Origin of the sequence: Bacillus sp. SJ-10, assembly GCF_002843505.1 — a bacterium.
Classification (GTDB): Bacteria; Bacillota; Bacilli; order Bacillales; family Bacillaceae; genus Bacillus; species Bacillus velezensis.
Genome location: NZ_CP025258.1, coordinates 1221931 through 1240688, shown reverse-complemented (window position 1 = coordinate 1240688; position 18758 = coordinate 1221931). Strand labels below are relative to the sequence as shown.

The window sequence follows — 18758 nt, the reverse complement described above, 5'->3', positions numbered from 1 at the left end:
TTAGTTCATTTTTAGAGAGTGACAAAAGAAACAGGAGACGTAAAAAACGCCTCCTTTTCATTTATTTTACAAATAATGATTTTAACGCCATTTGCAGCTGTAAATCATTTTTTTCGTCAGATTTCTGTTCATTCATCAGCTGATTCATTTTTTCCGCTGTCTTTTTATCAATGACCGCTGTTTTATCAAGCTTGTACCGGTCTTGAAACGCCAGAACGGCTTTTTTCATTGTTTTGCTGAAATAGCCGTCTGCTCTGCCCGGGTCGAAGCCTAGGCCTTTCAGCAGGATTTGGGCGTGCTTGACATCCGCGCTGTTCATATCAGGCTGAAGCGGCTGTTTCAGCTGAAGCGGTCCCGCCGCAAAATAATCCGGCTGGCTCACAGCGATTGTCGGAGCAATGCCTTTTTTGTGAATCCAATTGCCTTTCGGTGTCAGCCATTTGTAAAGCGTCAATTTAATGTTGCTCCCGTCTCCCATAGGCACGGCCTGCTGAACCGTTCCTTTACCGAAAGAAGTGTCACCGACAACGTCATAATGTCCCGCTTCTTTTAACGCACCCGCAAGAATTTCTGAAGCGGAGGCGCTTCCTTTATCCGTAATGACATTGACGGGATACGGCTTCTTATGTTTTAAGGTTGAGAAATATTGTTTTTTATCGCCGTTACGCTCCGCAATTTGGATATACGGCATGTCTTTTGTGATGAAATGCTTTAAAATTTGTTCGACGCTTTGAAGGTAGCCGCCGGGATTCCCTCTTACATCAAGGACGAGACCGTCAATCCCTTGTTTTTCAAGCTTTTTCAGCGCCGCGGCGAAGTCCTGGGCGGTATGCTCGGAAAATGTCGATATGCCGATGTAGCCGACATGATGGCCGCCTGATTCTTTGCGGGAAGCAAATACGGTTTCAAGCGGGATTTCCGCTCTTTTAATCCGGAATGACAGCTGTTTATCAGTACCCGGACGCTGTATTTTAATAGAAACCTTCGATCCTTTTTTTCCTCTGATTTTCAGCACGGCTTCGTTTAAACCTTTCCCGTTCATTGACTCGCCGTTTATGCTGATGATTTCATCATTCGGCTTGAGGCCCGCTTTTTCCGCCGGAGATTGCTTAAACGGTGATACGATAATGATTTTATTGTCTTTCATACCGACTTCAGCGCCGATCCCTTCGAAAGAAGAATCAAGAGAATCGGAAAACTGCTTGGCGGTCTGCTTGTCCATATAAACGGAATAAGGGTCGTTTAATGTAGACAGCATCCCCTGAATCGCTCCTTCAAGAAGCTTTTCTTTATCTACATTTTCCACGTATTCGTTCGAGATCAGCTCATATGCTTTTTCGATTTTATCCATTGCCCGGCTTCTTTCTGCGTCTGATGAATTCGGCTGTGCCGCCCCGGCAATATGGGCTCCGCCGCACATGATGCTGACGGCCGCTATCACTGCGATCATTTTCTGCTTCATCGTTTACCTCCTCTTAGTCCTTTTACGAAAACCTGGAGATAGTATGTGTAAATTGCAAAGAATTCATGTAACGGCAACAAAAAAATGAAAAAGCGAGATTGTTACATATATATGGGTAACGTATAATATTTTGTATGCAATTCATTAAATATACAGGAGAATGCGATATGAAAATAAAATTATCGATTTTATCCGCGGCGGTTCTGGCCGCAGGCATTACCGCCTTTGTCTGGCCAAAAACAGAGGCCAATGAAAAAATGCAGACGAACGCCTTGTATGTTTCTCCGGCAGGCAGCGACCAAAATGAAGGAACGCAAGAAAAGCCGTTCCGCACATTAAAACATGCGGCTGAAAAGGCAGAGGCCGGGACAACCGTATTGATTCGGGAAGGGACGTACGATGAAACGTTTGAAGTAAAGCACAGCGGCACGGCCGAAAAGCCGATTACATTTCGGAACTATCAGAATGAGCATGTCTCAATCAGCGGCAAATCTGCGCCAAAAAGCGATTCTGAAACTCCGTTAATTCAAATCCGCAATAAACAGTACATTACCATTCACGGCGTTACGCTTGAGAATCTCTCCGTATCATCAGAAGATGCAACGGCCATGGGAATCTTCGTCACCGGATCAAGCAGTCATATCAACATTGACGGCAACCATATCCGAAACATTAAAACCACGGCTGATGAGGGAAATGCACACGGCATTGCGTTTTACGGCACAGGCGCCATGAAGGATGTCAGCATCACAAATAATACGGTTGAAAAACTGACGCTCGGCGCAAGCGAAGCGGTCGTGCTGAACGGGAATGTTGACGGATTTAAGATTGCCGGCAATACCATCCGGGACAATAACAATATCGGGATTGACGTGATCGGATACGAAGGAACGTCCAAGCAAAACGACTATGCACGAAACGGCGTCATTGAAAACAATACGGTGAGCCATAACTCTTCTTACGGAAATCCCGCTTACGGAGATGAATATTCAGCGGGCGGTATTTACGTTGACGGCGCAGAACATGTGGACATTAAGAATAACACCGTTTACAACAATGACCTCGGCATTGAAGCCACTTCCGAACATAAAGGGAAATACGCACGAGATATCCGGATTACGGATAACAAGGTGTACGGCAATGCTTACACCGGTATTTCAATCGGAGGCTATGACACGAAACGCGGCGGCACCATCAATTCGGTGATCGCTCATAACATTATGTATCGAAATGACACGAAGGACCTTGACGGCGGCCAGCTGCTGCTGCAGTACGGCACAAAAGGGAACACGATCGAAAAAAACATCATGACGGCAAGCGGTTCACGGATTTTTATCGCAAATGATTATACGAAAAACGAAGGCAATACCGTTAATCATAACGTCTATCACAAAGAAGCGGGAAAAGACGGCATTTGGAATTGGAAGAACAGAGAATATGATTCATTCACAGCGTACCAAAAAGGAACGGCAAACGATTCGGATTCCATTTATGCGGACCCGATGTACCGTGACGAATCGTCTTATGACTTTACATTAAAGCCCGGATCACCGGCCCTGCCCGTCATTCAGTAACGAAACCATTAAAAAAAGCCAGTCTATATAGACTGGCTTTTGTATTTATACACGAAGGAATTTCCGGATGGAAGTCAGACTTCCCCATACTCCGATAACCGCGCCGATCAGAATGAGCACAAGTGATACTTGGAACACAAACGGGCTGTACGGCAGAAGTGAAACAAATGAGCCCTGAACTTTCGGGGCCACCCAAGCGACCATCGACTGGTACGTACTCAGCACGAGAGCGATCGGTATGATAGAACCGAATACCCCCAGCAGCAGCCCTTCCAGGAAGAACGGCCAGCGGATAAACCAGTTTGTCGCGCCGACAAGCTTCATGATTTCAATCTCTTTTCTTCTGGCGAAAATCGTGATTTTAATCGTATTTGAAATTAAGAACATCGCCGTGAACAGAAGGCCGATGATTAACGCAATCCCGATGTTGCGTGACACCCCGACGATCTTAAACAGACGGCTGACTTCTTCTTTCCCGTATGTCACTTTATACACATGATCAAGCTTCTCAATTTTTTTCGCGACTTTCGGCGTATCATGCGGATCTGTCGTTTTGACGATAAACGCGTTGTTCAGCGGGTTTTCCTGATCTTGCATTTTCATGGCCTTTCCGCTGTCGCCGAAGCTTTTGACCAATTGATCAAGCTCTTTATCTTTAGATGAAAACTCTACGCTTTGGATTCCCGAGATGTCTTTAATCTCATTCTGCAGCGTATCCTGCGTTTTCTTATTAGACGTCAGATCGATTAATACTTTAATTTCCACTTCTTTTTCAGCATTTTTAGCCATGTTGTTTAAATTCAGCATAATGACTAAAAACACGCCGACCAAAATCAATGTAACGGTAACGGCGCTGATGGATGCAAATGTCATCCATGTGTTTCTTCCGAGAGATTTAAAACTCTCACGCAAATGGCGCCCGAGAATTTTAATCATAAGAACCATACTCCCCTCTTGACTCATCACGCACAATAATTCCGTCTTCGATCGCGATGACCCGTTTCTTCATGGTGTTTACTATTTCTTTATTGTGTGTCGCCATCACGACGGTCGTTCCGCGGTTATTAATCTCTTCCAGCGTCTTCATGACTTCCCATGATGTTACCGGATCAAGGTTGCCCGTCGGTTCGTCAGCAATAACGACGTCAGGATTGTTGACGATGGATCTTGCGATGGAAACACGCTGCTGTTCTCCTCCGGAAAGCTGGTCGGGAAACTGCCGCGCTTTATGCTTCAGCTGCACAAGATCGAGCACTTCGAGCACGCGTTTTTTAATGACTGACTGCTGCTCTCCGATAACCTCAAGCGCGAACGCGACGTTTTCAAATACCGTCAGTTTCGGAAGAAGTTTGAAATCTTGGAAAACAACACCTATTTTACGCCGCACGAAAGGAATCTCTTTTTCTTTCACAGACGCGAGATCTTTATGATTAATCAATATTTGCCCTTTTGTCGGTTTTTCTTCTCTGTAAATCATTTTAATAAAAGTAGATTTACCGGCTCCGCTCGGTCCTACGACATATACAAATTCTCCGGGATGAATCATGACTGACAGCCCGTTAATCGCTTTTACACCGTTCGGATAGGATTTATATACTTCTTTCATCTCTATCATGAAATCACCTAATCTTTTAATTATGTCTTGCAGCCATAGAGTTCGCAAACGTACAGCGGTTTATGGCCGATTTACCAGGAAACAGATGAAAAATCTGAAAGTTCCTTTTCCTCAGTACACTTCATTATACGTCAAATTTAGACATATTACTATTACAGTTTCTTTTCATTCCCAGGCCGTGAAAAAACCTTGCCCCTATAACAGGCAAGGTTTTTCTGTTATTTTTTCTGTGACAGCCATTTTGCGATCTTCGCGGCTTCCTCATCATTTACAAGATGGCTCGGCATATTGCCTCGTCCGTTTTTAATGATGCTTTCAATTTTAGCTTCATCATACTTCCCGCCGACTTCCTGTAAATTCGGACCTCCGCCGCCTTCTAAGTCTTTTCCGTGACAGCCGATACAGCTTTGCTGATAAAGCTCTTCTCCTGCTGAGGCAGATGCTTTTGATCCGCCTGAGCTGTCAGAGCTTTCTTTTTTCGATTCATTGGAACCGCCGCATGCCGCCAGCAGGACGGACATGGTCAGAACCAGCGCCAGCAGCGCCCATTTTGATTTCATATGTAAGATGCACCCCTTCGCTATTATAACCCCGTTTACGCGCGTTTGAAACCCTCGCCGAGCACCTCGCTTGCGTCTGCGACAATGACAAAGGCTGATTCATCAATTTGTTTGACGATTTGTTTCAGTTTTGTGAATTCAGTCTGGCCGACGACACACATTAAGATCGGCCGGTCATGTTCCGTATACCCGCCGACTGCGGAAATCTTCGTCACACCCCTGTCGATTTCTTTAAACACAGCCGACCTGACGGCTTCTTCATGCTGCGTAATGATTAAAGCCATTTTGGAGCGGTTGAACCCGACCTGCACGACATCAATCGTTTTGCTTGAAATAAATACCCCGAGCATCGCATACAGTCCCTGCTCCACTCCGAAAACGAGCATCGCGCTCAGCACAATTAATCCGTCCATGATGGCAAGGCACGTTCCCAGCGACATTCCCGTGTATTTGTGAATGATCTGCCCCGCCAGAGCCGTTCCCCCCGTGGAGCCTTTGCCGAGATACACGATGCCGATTCCCGTTCCGATCCCGACGCCTCCGAAAATCGCCGCCAGCAGTTCATGGGTCGTCGCGGCAGGCAGATCTCTTGTTAAATAGACAGCGAGCGGCAGAACGATGGAACCGACCAGTGTCTTCATTCCGAACTTCCCGCCGAGAATAATCACTCCGGCGATAAACAAAGGGATGTTAATAATCCACTGCACGTAAGCCGGTTCAAAACCAAACGTTTCTAAAATGGTGCTGATCCCGCTTACTCCCCCCGCTGCTATACGGTTCGGCAGCAAAAATACGTTAAACACGACCCCCGTAATCGCCGCCCCGATCATGATGTATATATAATCTTTGATCAGACGGAGCGGCTTATTGTGATTCACATCCATGCAAAATCCTCCGTTCTCCGATTTTCTCTCGATAGCATTTTAAGTCTTCCCGGCTTAGAAGTAAATAACAGCCAAATACCGTATTAATTTGCTAAAGCGCTGTTGTGAAAAATGGAAAAAGAGAACGGATAAAAAAACACACCTTGCCACAGGCAGGTGTGTTCCCGGATTACGACAGTTTAGAACGTAAATAGGCGTCAATGAAGATATCAATATCTCCGTCCATAACCGCCTGCACGTTCCCCATTTCCGTATTGGTCCGGTGATCTTTCACCATGGAGTACGGATGGAAGACGTACGAGCGGATTTGGCTGCCCCAGCCGATTTCTTTCTGTTCACCGCGGATTTCGTCAAGCTCCGCCTGCTGTTCTTCAATTCTGCGCTGATACAGCTTCGCTTTGAGCATTTTCATCGCCCGGTCGCGGTTTTTGATTTGTGAACGTTCCGTCTGGCACGTGACGACTACATTTGTCGGCAGGTGGGTGATCCGAACGGCTGAATCAGTCGTATTGACGTGCTGTCCGCCGGCACCGCTCGCCCGGTACGTATCAACTTTAATATCTTCGGTACGAATATCAATGTCGATTTCTTCATTGAATTCAGGCATGACTTCACATGACACGAATGACGTGTGGCGGCGGCCTGATGAATCAAATGGAGAAATCCGCACGAGGCGGTGTACGCCTTTTTCCGCTTTTAAATAGCCGTATGCATTGTGGCCTTTAATAAGCAGTGTGACTGACTTAATTCCCGCTTCATCTCCCGGGAGATAATCTAGCGTTTCAACTTTGAAACCGCGTCTTTCCGCCCAGCGGGTATACATTCTGAGCAGCATGGAACCCCAGTCCTGGGATTCCGTACCGCCGGCGCCCGGGTGAAGTTCTAAAATCGCGTTATTTTTATCATATGGTTCACTGAGCAGCAGCTGAAGCTCAAATTCATTCAATTCCTTCGTTAATGACTTCAGCTCTTTTTCAAGCTCTTGCTGAAGGTCCTGGTCAGGTTCTTCTTTTAAAAGATCATGTGTCATTTGCAGCTCTTCGTGAGACTCGCTCAGCTGATGATAGGAGTTCACGTATTCCTTCAGACCGTTCGCTTCGTTAATGACGGTTTGGGCCTTCTGCTGGTCATTCCAGAATTCCGGTTCCGCCATCTTTTCATCTAATTCTGCAATGCGGGCTTCCTTTGATTCGAGGTCAAAGAGACCCCCTGAAGTCCGCTAAACGAGAAGCCATATTTTCGAGCTCTGCCCTGATTTCTGATAATTCCATTCCATTCACCTCATTAAAAGATCCGGGGCGCCATAAGACGCAGACCCGGTCATGTTCGCTTCATACAGTCGAGACTATTCTGTCCGGCCGCAGCAATTTTTATATTTTTTTCCGCTGCCGCAATGGCAAGGCGCGTTGCGTCCGATATCCACAACTTTGCGCACCGGCGCTTTTTTCGCTTGTTTGGCCTCATCACCGTCCTGCGGCTGATGAGCCGTCGTTTGGCCCTGAACAACTTCTTCGCGTTCCAGATTGCTTTCAATCTCGGCCTTCATGACGAATTTCGCAACTTCGTCCTCAATGGACTCAATCATGTGCTCAAACATTGCGAAGCCTTCCATTTGATATTCACGCAGCGGATTTGTCTGCGCATAAGCGCGGAGGTGAATCCCTTGACGCAGCTGATCCATCGCATCAATATGATCCATCCATTTTGAATCAACGGCACGCAATACGATGACTTTTTCAAATTCACGCATCTGCTCTGTGCCGAAATTCTCTTCTTTTTCATTATATTTTGTCATGATGCGGTCCATGATCATCTCATGCATTTCATCCGGTTCTTTTCCGAAGATATCGCTCTTTTCAAGTGCGCCTTCATCAAGATACGTTGAATTCACCAGCTCCACGAGTCCGTCAAGATTCCATTCTTCCGGAAGTTCCTCTTTCGGCGTATAAGCGGCAATCGCACGCTCCAGTGAAGACTTGATCATGCCTTCCACAATGTCACGCAGGTTTTCAGAGTCAATGACTTCAAAACGCTGCTTGTAAATGACTTCGCGCTGCTGACGGAGCACGTCGTCATATTGAAGAAGCTGTTTACGTGAATCAAAGTTGTTTCCTTCGACACGTTTTTGAGATGATTCCACGGCGCGTGACACCATTTTGCTCTGAATCGGCGTGGAGTCATCCATACCGAACCGGTCAAGCATCGCCATCGTCCGTTCAGCTCCGAAACGGCGCATCAATTCATCTTCCATTGAAAGATAAAATTGTGTGATGCCCGGGTCTCCCTGACGTCCTGAACGTCCGCGGAGCTGATTGTCAATCCGGCGGGACTCGTGGCGTTCCGTACCGACGACTGCGAGGCCGCCAAGCTCTTTTACGCCTTCGCCGAGTTTAATGTCGGTTCCGCGTCCCGCCATGTTGGTCGCAATCGTGACAGCGCCTTTTTGTCCCGCTTCTTCAATAATCTGAGCTTCACGCTCATGGTTTTTGGCATTCAGCACCTGATGCGGAATCCCTTTGTTTTTCAGAAGTTTAGAAATCAATTCAGACGTTTCAACGGCAACCGTACCGACAAGAACCGGCTGTCCGGTCATGTAGCGCTGGGCGACATCCTCCGCCACCGCCTTGAATTTCCCTTCCATTGAGCGGTAGATCAAGTCCGGACGGTCGTCACGGATGACCGGCTGGTTGGTCGGGATAGATACAACCTGCATGTTATAAATATTACGGAATTCTTCCTCTTCCGTTTTTGCGGTACCGGTCATACCGGCCAGCTTTTCGTACATACGGAAATAGTTTTGGAACGTAATTGTCGCCAATGTCATGCTTTCATTTTGAATCTCCAGGCCTTCTTTCGCCTCAATCGCCTGGTGAAGACCTTCGCTGTAGCGGCGTCCTTTCATCAGACGGCCGGTGAAGGAATCAACGATGACGACCTGGCCGTCCTCAACAACATAATCCACGTCTTTCTGCATCGCCGCATGGGCTTTTAAAGCCTGGTTGATATGGTGGTTCAAGGCCACATTTTTGACATCAAACAGGTTGTCGATGCCGAACGTTTTTTCGGCCTTCGTCATTCCTTCTTCCGTCAGCTGAACGCCCTTCGTTTTGACGTCATACGTATAATCCTGATCTTTCTTGAGTGTGCGGACAAACGCATTTGCCTGCACGTATAGTTTTGTGGACTTCTGAGCTTGTCCGGAAATAATCAATGGCGTTCTCGCTTCATCGACTAAAATTGAATCGACTTCATCAATAACGGCAAAATGAAGCGGGCGCTGCACCATTTGTTCTTTATAGAGCACCATGTTGTCACGCAAATAATCAAAGCCGAGTTCATTGTTCGTTGAATACGTGATATCGGCTGCGTAAGCTTCGCGTTTTTCGTCTTTTGACATCGAATTCAGGTTCAGGCCGACTGTAAGCCCGAGAAACGCAAAGATTTCTCCCATTTGCTGGGCATCACGGCTCGCCAGATATTCGTTGACCGTTACGACGTGAACGCCTTTTCCCGTCAAGGCATTTAAATACACGGGAAGCGTGGACGTCAGCGTTTTCCCTTCCCCTGTTTTCATTTCGGAAATGTTCCCCTCATGAAGGGCGATGCCCCCCATCAGCTGCACTTTAAACGGGAACATGCCGGTTACGCGGCGGGAAGCTTCACGAACGACGGCGAACGCTTCGACAAGAAGATCATCCGTTGTTTCTCCTTTTTCAAGCCGCTCTTTAAATTCTGCCGTTTTATGTTTAAGCGCCTCGTCAGAGAGATTTTCATAATCTCCTCTTACGGCATCAATGTCATTTGCTATTTTTTCGTATTTGTTCAGCGCACGTTTGGTCGGATCAAACATTTTATTTAAAATCCCAAGCATCTATAACGCTCCTCTATGTTCACATGCAGATTTTGCATGGAATAAATGATAATTTTCTGTCCATGTATACCTCTCATTATCATAACATACCTTTTGCTATTTCCAAAGAATTTGCAGATAAAGATAGAGAAAAACCTTCCGCGCGTTCACGGAAGGCTGGATGGGTTTATTCAGTCGGTTCAATTAATCCGTATTTGCCGTCATTTCTGCGGTAAACGACATTTGTGAGATTCGTCTCCGCGTTGGTGAATACGAAGAAATTATGTCCGAGCATATTCATTTGGAGAATCGCTTCTTCATTATCCATCGGTTTTAAATTAAAACGCTTTTGACGGACAATTTCCGGGCTGTCATCTTCAATTTCGTCCTGAACCGCTACGCCCGTATCAGCGGCGCTGCCGTTCTCGAAATAATGTTTCGGAAGACCCTGCTCGCGGAATTTTCGGTTGACTTTTGTTTTGTGCTTTCGGATTTGACGTTCCAGCTTGTTTGTTGCGAGATCAATTGCATTGTACATATCCTCGTTATGCACTTCAGAACGAAGCGCCAGATCAGTCATCGGAATGGTGACTTCAACTTTGGATTCCTTATCATTATAGAATTTCAAGTTGACGTTCACATCGGCATTGACGCTCTGCTCGAAATATCGTTCCAGCTTGCCGATTTTTCTCTCCACATGATCCTTTAACGCAGGTGTAACCTCAATGTTTTCTCCTCTGATATTGTAGTTCATCAAAGAACGCCTCCCTTTATCTAAGGATATGTAACTATTTCTCTTTTACCCCTTCTGATCCCTGCTGAAACGTTAAAATAATGTGTAAATTCGGTGAACGATGACGAATGGTGTCGGTTATATCCGGCAGCTTCCGGCAGGATTATAAGTATATGCGGAAGACGCAGGCAAAAGACCTGCCGCTTGCAGCAGGTCTAGTGAAGAACATACGGTTTGATGCAGTCGTGCGTCTGCTCCATCCACAGCTTATAATGCGGCAGAAAGATGGTTTTTAAAAACTCCTGAAAAGGGGCGGACGGGAAATCATAATCATTTAACATGCTGAAATCCTGAAAGATCTCGTCAAATGAGCGGATCGCCGTCTCCACGCATCGGCACTCAATGATAGACAGCAGAAGCGCATGAGAGGAATCGAGATGAAAAAAAGCCTGAATCAAATCGTTGTAAATCCGCTCGCCCTCCGTCTTAAAAAAATCATCCTGCGTGTCCAACAGGTAGCAAAGCCCCTCATCAATCGTAAAAAGAAGCTGGTAATAGGCTGACACCAAATGGTAATCGTTCAAACTTCTCAAAACACTCACCTATTTGCGTTTGTCGTAATAACGGCCGTCACTTGTCGTTTGATGATACGGATTGAAATACGTATTATGGTAGATTCGTTTTTTCTTAAGCGTTTTTATTTCATTTCGGATACCATCCTGAATCCGCTTCACTTCGCCGGTAATCAGGCGGTCCATCGCGGCCACCTGCTGAAGCAGCGTTTTTTCTTCTTCGGAAAAAGGCGGCTTTATGCCCGCAAGCATCTCCTCCCTTTTCTCCGTAAATGCCGTAACGCTGCTGATAAGACTGTCGCTTTCCGGGGCGTCCTTCAGCGCGGCGTACATGTTCTTCGTTTCGTTATACAAAGCAAAGACATTGCTGTTCATCAGGCAAGGCCGCCCGCGCCATGGCTGTTTTTCCGTTCACTCTGCATGGCCTGCTTCCACGTGTCGCGAAATTCAGTAACGAGTTTTTCCGCTTCATCTAAAAACTCTCCGTTATTCTGCACGTTCGCGTCGATCAGCCGGCGGCGGATGTAATCATAAATGGATGACATCTGTTCAGAAATCTCAATCTCCCGGTTTAACGTGATGCTGAGCTCTTGAATGATGTTTTGCGCCTTTACGATATTTTCATTTTTGGCTTCAAGGTTGTTTTGCTTCATCGCCTGCCTTGCCAGCTTAATGAATCGCAGGCAGCCGTTATAAAGCATAAGGGTCAGCTCTTCCGGAGCGGCTGTAAAGACGGATGTCTGCTGATAAGCAGCAAAAGGATTATTTATTGCCATTTTTATAAAACCTCCAAGGTTATGATGTTGAAGATCCTAACATTGACGTGAGATATGAAGATTGGCTGTTCAATTTCTCCAATGCCGTATCCAGTGCGCTGAACTTTTTATAATATCTCGTTTCGATATCATCCAGCTTCGTTTTCATATTGGAAATATTTGTTTCTATTTCATTCAGGCTTTTTCCGATGGCAAAGCTGGTTGATACCGAGCTTTCCGTACCCGCCTGTTTTGAAATTTGAGTCTGCATTTTGTTTAATGTGTCTTTTAATCTCCGGGCAATTCCCTGTTCCTCCGGGTTTTTGGTTTTCGCTGTATCAGGGCTGTCTGCATTAAACAGTTTAGCCACGAGAGCAGGACTCTCGGTAATTTTCTGTTTCAGTTTCGCTTCGTCTTTAATAACAAGTTTTCCTTGATCCGTATAACTATCAGACGTCTCAATTCCGAAATCGGCAAGCTGATATTTTTTCCCGTCAATCGTAACCGTTGAGTACAAATCAAGCCGCATCTCCGCCAAACCGTTCTGCAGCGTGCTGTCGCTCCGTAATAAACCGCTTTTGGCTTTTGCCTCCCACTGCTCAATCTGCTTATCGGTCATCGCTTCTCTTTGTTCATCGGTTAGCGGCTTATAATCGCGGTATTTTGATTCTGTCACCTTCGCGTTTGCGCTTTTAATTAACGTATTGTATTTATCAACGAAATCTTTAATGTTGTCAAAAATCCCGTCCGTATCAGTCGTGCTGTTAATCGTAACCGTTTTATTGCTGTCCGTCACGCTGTTCAGCGTGTATTTGATGCCGTTGATCGTAAAGTTATTGGACGTTTTTGTCATTTCAAGCCCGTTGAACGTAAACTTCGCATTTTTCCCTTCCGCATTGGCCGTCAGTTCATTTGTCGCATCATCAACGGCAAAACCGAGCTGATCTTTCAGAAAGCTTTTGGTTGCGTCATCACCTGCTGAAAGGGTAAATCCTTCCCCCGTTTTATTGGAAGTGAACGCAATCGTATCCACATAATCCGTGCCATTAGAGATTTTCTCTTTTAAAGCCGTCACCCCAAGGCCTGAGCTGTTCAGTTTAGAAATGACATCGTCAATCGTATCGGTTGCGGCGATCGTGACGTTTACCTCAGTCGGCTTCGTTTCACCCGGATTTGTGACATTGAATTTCAATGTTTGGCTCTGACCTGAAGTGAAATTGATGGCGCCCGATGATTTATATGTCGTCGACGTGGCCAGCTGCTGTACAGACATACTCGTTGAAATATTTTGCTCAGCACTGACGGCCGCCGCGCTGACACTGGAATCCGAACTTGTTACTGTTTTTTTATTCCAGTTTGTGGACATCAGCATATTATTAAATGTAGTAGAATACATGTCGGCAATCTGGGTATTCATTTCCCGATAAGCATCGCGCTTCCATTCAAGCGTCTGTTTTTGCTGATTTAATTTATTAAGCGGCTGCTTTTCGGCATCCATTAGTTTTTTCACCAGAGAATCTACATCAAGACCGGAATTAAGGCCTGTGATTCTTGTGACCATATGTACCCTCTCCTTTTCGGCGTTTAGTCGTAGACGGCTCTATGACAACAGTGAGTTTCCGACTGTTTATCATATCACAGCTCCATAAATGTATGATCTTATTCTTATATCGGTCATATTAAAAGGTTTTCAATAATTTAACTGCAAAATATAATGTTTCATTTTGTCAATAGGGTTCTTTGGCTTGCTGAAGGGGGAGATAGCTGAAGAAATAAAAAAAAGACCCTGGAGAACCAGGATCTTTCCGTCATTAACCTTTCAGCAATTGAAGAACTTGCTGAGGCTGTTGGTTAGCTTGCGCAAGCATAGCTTGAGAAGCCTGAGTAAGGATGTTGTTTTTCGTGTACTCCATCATCTCAGAAGCCATGTCTACGTCACGGATACGTGATTCAGCAGAAGTCAGGTTCTCAGAAGAAGTACCAAGGTTGTTGATTGTGTGCTCTAAACGGTTTTGAACCGCACCAAGTTTAGCGCGCTCGCTAGATACTGTGTCGATAGCTGTTTTGATTGTTGTAAGAGCTGAAGACGCAGCTTTAGCTGAAGAAGAGATGTCGATACCTTTTGTTACTTTAGAATCTGCAGCTAATTTTTCAGATGCAATAACTTTACCGCCCGCATCGTAATATCCAGCAGCTTTTGTTACTTCACCAGTAGTGCCGTCTTTTTCTTCATCCGCCCAAGTAGCAGTGCTTCCGTCAGCTGCTGTAAGTGTATTTTGATCATCGGATACTGTATAAGTCGTACCAACTTTCAGGCTTTCAGAGTCCATTTTATTGATAGACAGGCTCATTGTTTGCCCTTCGTTAGCTCCGATTTGGAACGTAAGGTTTTGCGCAGTTCCGTCAAGAAGTTTTTTCGTATTGAACTCAGTGTCAGTAGAGATTCTTGTTACTTCAGACGCTAATTGGTCCATCTCTTTTTGAAGCTCAGAACGGTCAGAATCTGTGTTTGTATCGTTTGCCGCCTGTGTAGCAAGCTCGCTCATACGCTGAAGAATGCTGTGAGTTTCGTTCAATGCACCCTCAGATGTTTGGATAAGAGAGATTCCGTCTTGAGCGTTTTTAGACGCCATGTCTAAACCGCGGATTTGAGAACGCATTTTTTCAGAGATCGCAAGACCCGCAGCGTCATCACCAGCGCGGTTGATGCGAAGACCTGAAGATAATTTTTCCATGTTTTTTGCAGCAGAGTTTGAACCTGCATTCAGCTGACGGCTAGTGTTAAGAGCCGCGATATTGTGGTTGATTCTCATTTTGTATTTCCTCCCTGAATTGTTTTTCGCACGTCCTTGTGCATTGGCGCAGCGTCATTCTGAAGAAAATTTTTCCTCTCATTGGCTACACTATATATATCGGATGGCGGCTTCTATTGTTTATATTGAAAATAAAAAAATCCTCACTTTTTTTGTGAGGATAGGTTAAGTAATAAATCAGTATTAAAAGATACGGCTCTGTTGTTCTCTTCCAGGATCGACAAGTAGATTTCTTTCCGGTGAATATCTACATGCTGAGGCGCTTCAATTCCCAGCTTCACTTGTTCTCCTTCGATGGCGATCACCTTTATTTCAATATCCGGCCCGATCTGAATGGACTCATTCACTTTTCTTGAGAGAACTAGCATGATCCTCCTCCTATCAGATGTTTTGTTTCATAGGAAGCATCATGTAAAATGATTTGTTTCGCCTTCATTTCCTTTTTATTGACGATAATCGGCGCTTTTAAATTGGCGGTCGTGTTTTCAAAAGGCTCTTCCAACGTTAAAATCGCCATCACTTCGACGTCCTCTATATCTTCAATATGCAAAAGCTCAAGCGTCGCTTGGTCAATGTCAAATTCGTACCCTTTAAAGAAAATAAACGGACTGGCGACTATAAAGGCGATATGCTCCTGTTTCACAGACTGCAGCGCCAAAAACGGTGAATCTTCCGACAAAGGAAGAACAACAAATTGAGTCTCGTCATTAAATCCCGGCAGGCCGTTTTCAAATGAGATAATCTGCCCTTCGTCTATTCTGATTTCTCCGTGATATTTTGTTTTAATTATCATGCTTCACAATCCTTTACCACTTTCATCTTTTATTCTGCGTTGCCATCGTCAACCGAAATCGTCACCTTAGGGTCTTGCATCATATCAATCTGAACTTTCCCCGGCGTATAATTCCATACAGGTTTATTGACGGCTGCTTCAATTGAAGGTTTGCGGGCTTCAATATCAATCGTAAGCTTTGAAGGAATGCAGTCAATGTCGACGAGAAACTGCGCAGGCAGAAAGTCGCTGAATTCGCCGAATGGATCGGGCGGACTGACATCTGCTGCCTGCCGGGCCATCACATTGCCCGTTTTCTTTTCGATAGCCGCCATTTCCTTCCCTTCCCTGACTGTTTTGGCAATAAACTCGCTGCAGGCTTCCGCACCTTTCTGGGCGGCTTCAGCGTTCAGCTTTTCAAATGATTTGAGATTCAAGTTCTCCCACGCCCTCGTCTGGTCAATCGTCAGTTTGGCCGGCGTGCTTTCAATGTTCAGCTCTGCCGGCGGCTGCTCAATTTCCAGGTCAGCGGGCGGCTGTTCCATCTCGATTTCTTCCTTTTGAAAGGTTATACCGATTTTAGCAGGCACACTGTCAATAATCAATCTCGGCATCTGCACAGAGACCCCTCCTGTTTATAGTATTTTAGTAAAAAAAGCGATCTCCCTAGTGTGAGTCGCTTTTTTATATATTGAAGACGGTCAGTTCTATTATTTCAGAAAGTCAATCAGTGACGGCTGAATGATATTCGCATTCACTGACAGCGCTGCTCTATGAACCGTCTGTTGAGATAAATAATCAACAATTACATCTTCCATTTCTACATCTTCATTATCGGACAATACTTTTTCAGCGGTTGCCGCTTGTGATTCCAATCTTGTCTGAATGAGTTCCAATCGGTTTGTGCGTGCGCCGATATTGGATTTTTCAGCATTCATTTTATCGGTAAAACCGTCAATATCTGACAGAATTTGATCTGAATCTGCTTCGGACAGCGTGCCTTTGCTTAAAGAAGCTTCTAAGGAGTTGAGAAATTCAAATACATTATCTCCATTTTGTGCGACGCCTCCGAAAGCTGAGTTTGGATCAGAATTCACTTTAAGCACTGCTCCGTTTGAGATGTTGATGTTAACATCCGAAGCACCGGTATAATTCTCATAGTTGTACGTATATGTGCCGTCGGCATTTTCAGTGATCGGCGGGACGTCTGAATTTGTTCCGTTAAACAGATAACGTCCGTTTACCTGAGTATTCGCGACAGAAACGAGCTGCTTTTTCAGCTGGCCGATTTCTGTACCGATTGCTTTCAATTCTGTTTCACCGTTCGAATCACTTTTCGCCTGAACCATCAAGTCCCGGATTTTCCCCATAATATCCGTTTCCGAGTTTACGCTTGATTCCGAGTTTTCCAGCCATGTAAAGCCTTGCGAAACATTCCGCTGATACTGGTTTACCTGCGCAAGCTGAGTACGGTACTGCATTCCCTTCATTGCAACGACCGGATCATCAGAAGCTTTCGTGATTTTTTTCCCCGTAGACACTTGCTGCTGAAGCCGATCGAGCTTGTCAAAACTTGAGCCGATAAATCGAAGAGAATTTTTTGCGATCATCCCTTGAGTTACTCTCATTTACTTATCTCCTATCTTCCTCCGGTGCCCATACCGTTAATAATTTTATCGAATATTTCATCCTGCATCGTTATAATCCGCGCAGCCGCATTATAAGCGTGCTGAAACTGAATCATATTTGTCATTTCTTCATCTAAAGACACTGCACTGACTGATTGTCTCCGTTCATCGGCTGAAAGGGTGTTGCTTTCAGAGTTGTTCATAAGATTGGCAGCTTTTTGTGAATTAACGCCCAGCTTTCCGATAAGGGATTCATAAAAGTCATTAATTGTAGTGGTTTCACCGTTAATAGTCAGCTTGCTGTTCTGTACGGCTGCAAGATTTGTCGCGTTGGTGCCGTCACTTTTTTCTCCGTTTAACGACGCTGCGATATTATCAGTAGACGCAAGGATTTTGTCACTGACTTTTATTTTCGCTGCCGCACCTTTTGCCGGCACCGCTTCATCACCGCTGAAATCAAAAAATGCTGCACCCTGTTCGCCTGTATAGGTCTTCCCTTTTTCATGAACTGCATTAAACGCGTCAGCAAAGGATAGCGCCATATTGTCAAGAGCCGTCAGCATTTCAGGATAAAGACCTTTTTCTTCTCCATTTGACATATAGCCGTATGATTCAATAAGACCTAAAAGTGAGCCTTTACCGGTAAATGCATCCGCATTGACCGTACTGCTGCCGACTGACACACTCGACACGAGGCCGCTGTCCTTGTCGTAGTTGATTTTCATTTCTGAAACTGTTTTTGTGTTACCGTCGAGCAGCGTACCGAGAGAATTGTTGTTTCCGTTCAGCAATTCGACGTTAACCGTGCCCTCAGCAGTCGCCAAGGCATGTCCGCCCGACTTATTATATGAAACTTTTATATTTGCCATAGAAGATAATTGATCAATTAATCTGTCTCTTTGGTCATACAAATCATTAGGGAGCATACCGCTCGGCTCAACTGCCGCTATTTGATTGTTAAGGTCATTCAGCTGATTGAGAATGGAATTGACCTGATCCGCTGTGTTATCCAGATTCTTTTTAATATCACCCTGAATGTTAGTCAAAGAGGTAGATATATAGTTAAAACTTTCGGCAAGAGATTTCCCCTGCTCCTGCAAAACTGAGCGCGCTCCCGTATTTTCCGGATTCGTCGCCAGATCCTGAAGGGCATTCCAAAACGAACTGAGCGATCCGTTTAATCCGTTATCGTCAAGCTCTTTCATGACGCCTTCCATTTGCGACAATGAATTGGAACGGGCTGTATAGTACCCTAATTTTGTATTTTCAGTTCTGTACTGATAGTCTAAAAAACTGTCTCTGACGCGCTCAACTGAACCGGCTTTTACTCCTGTTCCGATTTGGCCGGCCGTCAGATCACTATTTTTTGATACTGCGGGATAAGGGCTCGTCGATTGTAATGTGACGCGCTGCCTCGTATATCCTTCTGTATTTGCATTTGCAACGTTATTTGAAACTGTGCTTAATGCAGTCTGCTGCGCACTCAATGCACGCCTTGCTGTTTCGAGCCCCATAAAAGTCGATGGCATTGAAAATCCTC

The 18758-nt window shown here is 45.3% G+C and carries 19 protein-coding genes; 1 reads left to right on the top strand and 18 read right to left on the bottom strand.

Annotated elements, in window-relative coordinates; all coding sequences use genetic code 11:
• Positions 1-61 precede the first annotated feature (61 nt).
• Positions 62-1420: a carboxy-terminal processing protease CtpB gene (gene ctpB / locus CXL14_RS06360; protein WP_373925933.1), complete on the bottom strand. Its 1359-nt coding sequence runs from the start codon at positions 1418-1420 to the stop codon at positions 62-64.
• Positions 1421-1629: 209 nt separating this feature from the next.
• Between ctpB and CXL14_RS06355 the strand changes: the two genes are divergently transcribed.
• Positions 1630-3036, top strand: a complete 1407-nt coding sequence (locus CXL14_RS06355) for a right-handed parallel beta-helix repeat-containing protein (RefSeq protein WP_089072466.1) — start codon at positions 1630-1632, stop codon at positions 3034-3036.
• 45 nt (positions 3037-3081) lie between these two features.
• Here the strand turns inward: CXL14_RS06355 and ftsX are convergent, their stop codons facing one another.
• The 17 genes from ftsX to flgK all read right to left on the bottom strand — a co-directional run bounded on the left by ftsX (position 3082) and on the right by flgK (position 18747).
• Positions 3082-3972 (bottom strand): permease-like cell division protein FtsX, encoded by an 891-nt coding sequence (gene ftsX, locus CXL14_RS06350; protein ID WP_007407464.1) that lies wholly within the window; start codon positions 3970-3972, stop codon positions 3082-3084.
• On the bottom strand, positions 3965-4651 hold the full coding sequence (gene ftsE, locus CXL14_RS06345; RefSeq protein ID WP_007407465.1) for a cell division ATP-binding protein FtsE: 687 nt from the start codon (positions 4649-4651) through the stop codon (positions 3965-3967). The genes ftsX and ftsE overlap by 8 nt, the downstream gene beginning before the upstream one ends.
• Positions 4652-4869: 218 nt before the next feature.
• Positions 4870-5211, bottom strand: a complete 342-nt coding sequence (cccB, locus tag CXL14_RS06340; protein ID WP_003151417.1) for a cytochrome c551 — start codon at positions 5209-5211, stop codon at positions 4870-4872.
• 35 nt (positions 5212-5246) lie between these two features.
• Positions 5247-6095, bottom strand: a complete 849-nt coding sequence (locus tag CXL14_RS06335; RefSeq protein WP_089072467.1) for a YitT family protein — start codon at positions 6093-6095, stop codon at positions 5247-5249.
• 169 nt (positions 6096-6264) lie between these two features.
• A protein-coding gene (gene prfB, locus CXL14_RS06330) for a peptide chain release factor 2 (protein ID WP_096034905.1) occupies positions 6265-7366 on the bottom strand; the annotation gives its coding sequence in 2 pieces (ribosomal slippage) (positions 6265-7293 and positions 7295-7366; 1101 coding nt in all).
• A gap of 74 nt (positions 7367-7440) precedes the next feature.
• Positions 7441-9966 (bottom strand): preprotein translocase subunit SecA, encoded by a 2526-nt coding sequence (gene secA, locus CXL14_RS06325; RefSeq protein ID WP_007407469.1) that lies wholly within the window; start codon positions 9964-9966, stop codon positions 7441-7443.
• Between the two features lie 166 nt (positions 9967-10132).
• The gene (hpf, locus tag CXL14_RS06320; RefSeq protein ID WP_003151413.1) at positions 10133-10699 is read right to left on the bottom strand and encodes a ribosome hibernation-promoting factor, HPF/YfiA family; all 567 of its coding nucleotides are present in this window, start codon (positions 10697-10699) and stop codon (positions 10133-10135) included.
• Positions 10700-10893: 194 nt separating this feature from the next.
• On the bottom strand, positions 10894-11271 hold the full coding sequence (locus tag CXL14_RS06315; RefSeq protein WP_003151412.1) for a DUF8042 domain-containing protein: 378 nt from the start codon (positions 11269-11271) through the stop codon (positions 10894-10896).
• A 9-nt stretch (positions 11272-11280) separates the two neighbouring features.
• The gene (fliT, locus tag CXL14_RS06310; protein ID WP_014419003.1) at positions 11281-11625 is read right to left on the bottom strand and encodes a flagella biosynthesis regulatory protein FliT; all 345 of its coding nucleotides are present in this window, start codon (positions 11623-11625) and stop codon (positions 11281-11283) included.
• On the bottom strand, positions 11625-12026 hold the full coding sequence (gene fliS / locus CXL14_RS06305; RefSeq protein WP_003151407.1) for a flagellar export chaperone FliS: 402 nt from the start codon (positions 12024-12026) through the stop codon (positions 11625-11627). Before fliS ends, fliT begins: the two co-directional genes overlap by 1 nt.
• 19 nt (positions 12027-12045) lie before the next feature.
• The gene (locus CXL14_RS06300; protein ID WP_014419004.1) at positions 12046-13566 is read right to left on the bottom strand and encodes a flagellar hook-associated protein 2; all 1521 of its coding nucleotides are present in this window, start codon (positions 13564-13566) and stop codon (positions 12046-12048) included.
• 250 nt (positions 13567-13816) lie between these two features.
• Positions 13817-14818 (bottom strand): flagellin N-terminal helical domain-containing protein, encoded by a 1002-nt coding sequence (locus tag CXL14_RS06295; protein ID WP_014419005.1) that lies wholly within the window; start codon positions 14816-14818, stop codon positions 13817-13819.
• Positions 14819-14961: 143 nt separating this feature from the next.
• Entirely contained in the window at positions 14962-15186 is a 225-nt protein-coding gene (gene csrA / locus CXL14_RS06290) for a carbon storage regulator CsrA (RefSeq protein WP_003151402.1), read from the bottom strand.
• Positions 15180-15611, bottom strand: a complete 432-nt coding sequence (gene fliW, locus CXL14_RS06285; protein ID WP_003151399.1) for a flagellar assembly protein FliW — start codon at positions 15609-15611, stop codon at positions 15180-15182. Before fliW ends, csrA begins: the two co-directional genes overlap by 7 nt.
• 29 nt (positions 15612-15640) lie before the next feature.
• Positions 15641-16210 carry a DUF6470 family protein gene (locus tag CXL14_RS06280; protein ID WP_003151397.1) on the bottom strand — a complete coding sequence of 190 codons (570 nt, stop codon included), beginning with the start codon at positions 16208-16210 and terminating at the stop codon, positions 15641-15643.
• A 90-nt stretch (positions 16211-16300) separates the two neighbouring features.
• On the bottom strand, positions 16301-17218 hold the full coding sequence (gene flgL, locus CXL14_RS06275; RefSeq protein WP_014419007.1) for a flagellar hook-associated protein FlgL: 918 nt from the start codon (positions 17216-17218) through the stop codon (positions 16301-16303).
• 11 nt (positions 17219-17229) lie between these two features.
• A complete protein-coding gene (gene flgK, locus CXL14_RS06270; protein WP_014419008.1) occupies positions 17230-18747 on the bottom strand; it encodes a flagellar hook-associated protein FlgK in 1518 nt (505 codons plus the stop codon).
• Positions 18748-18758: the final 11 nt, after the last annotated feature.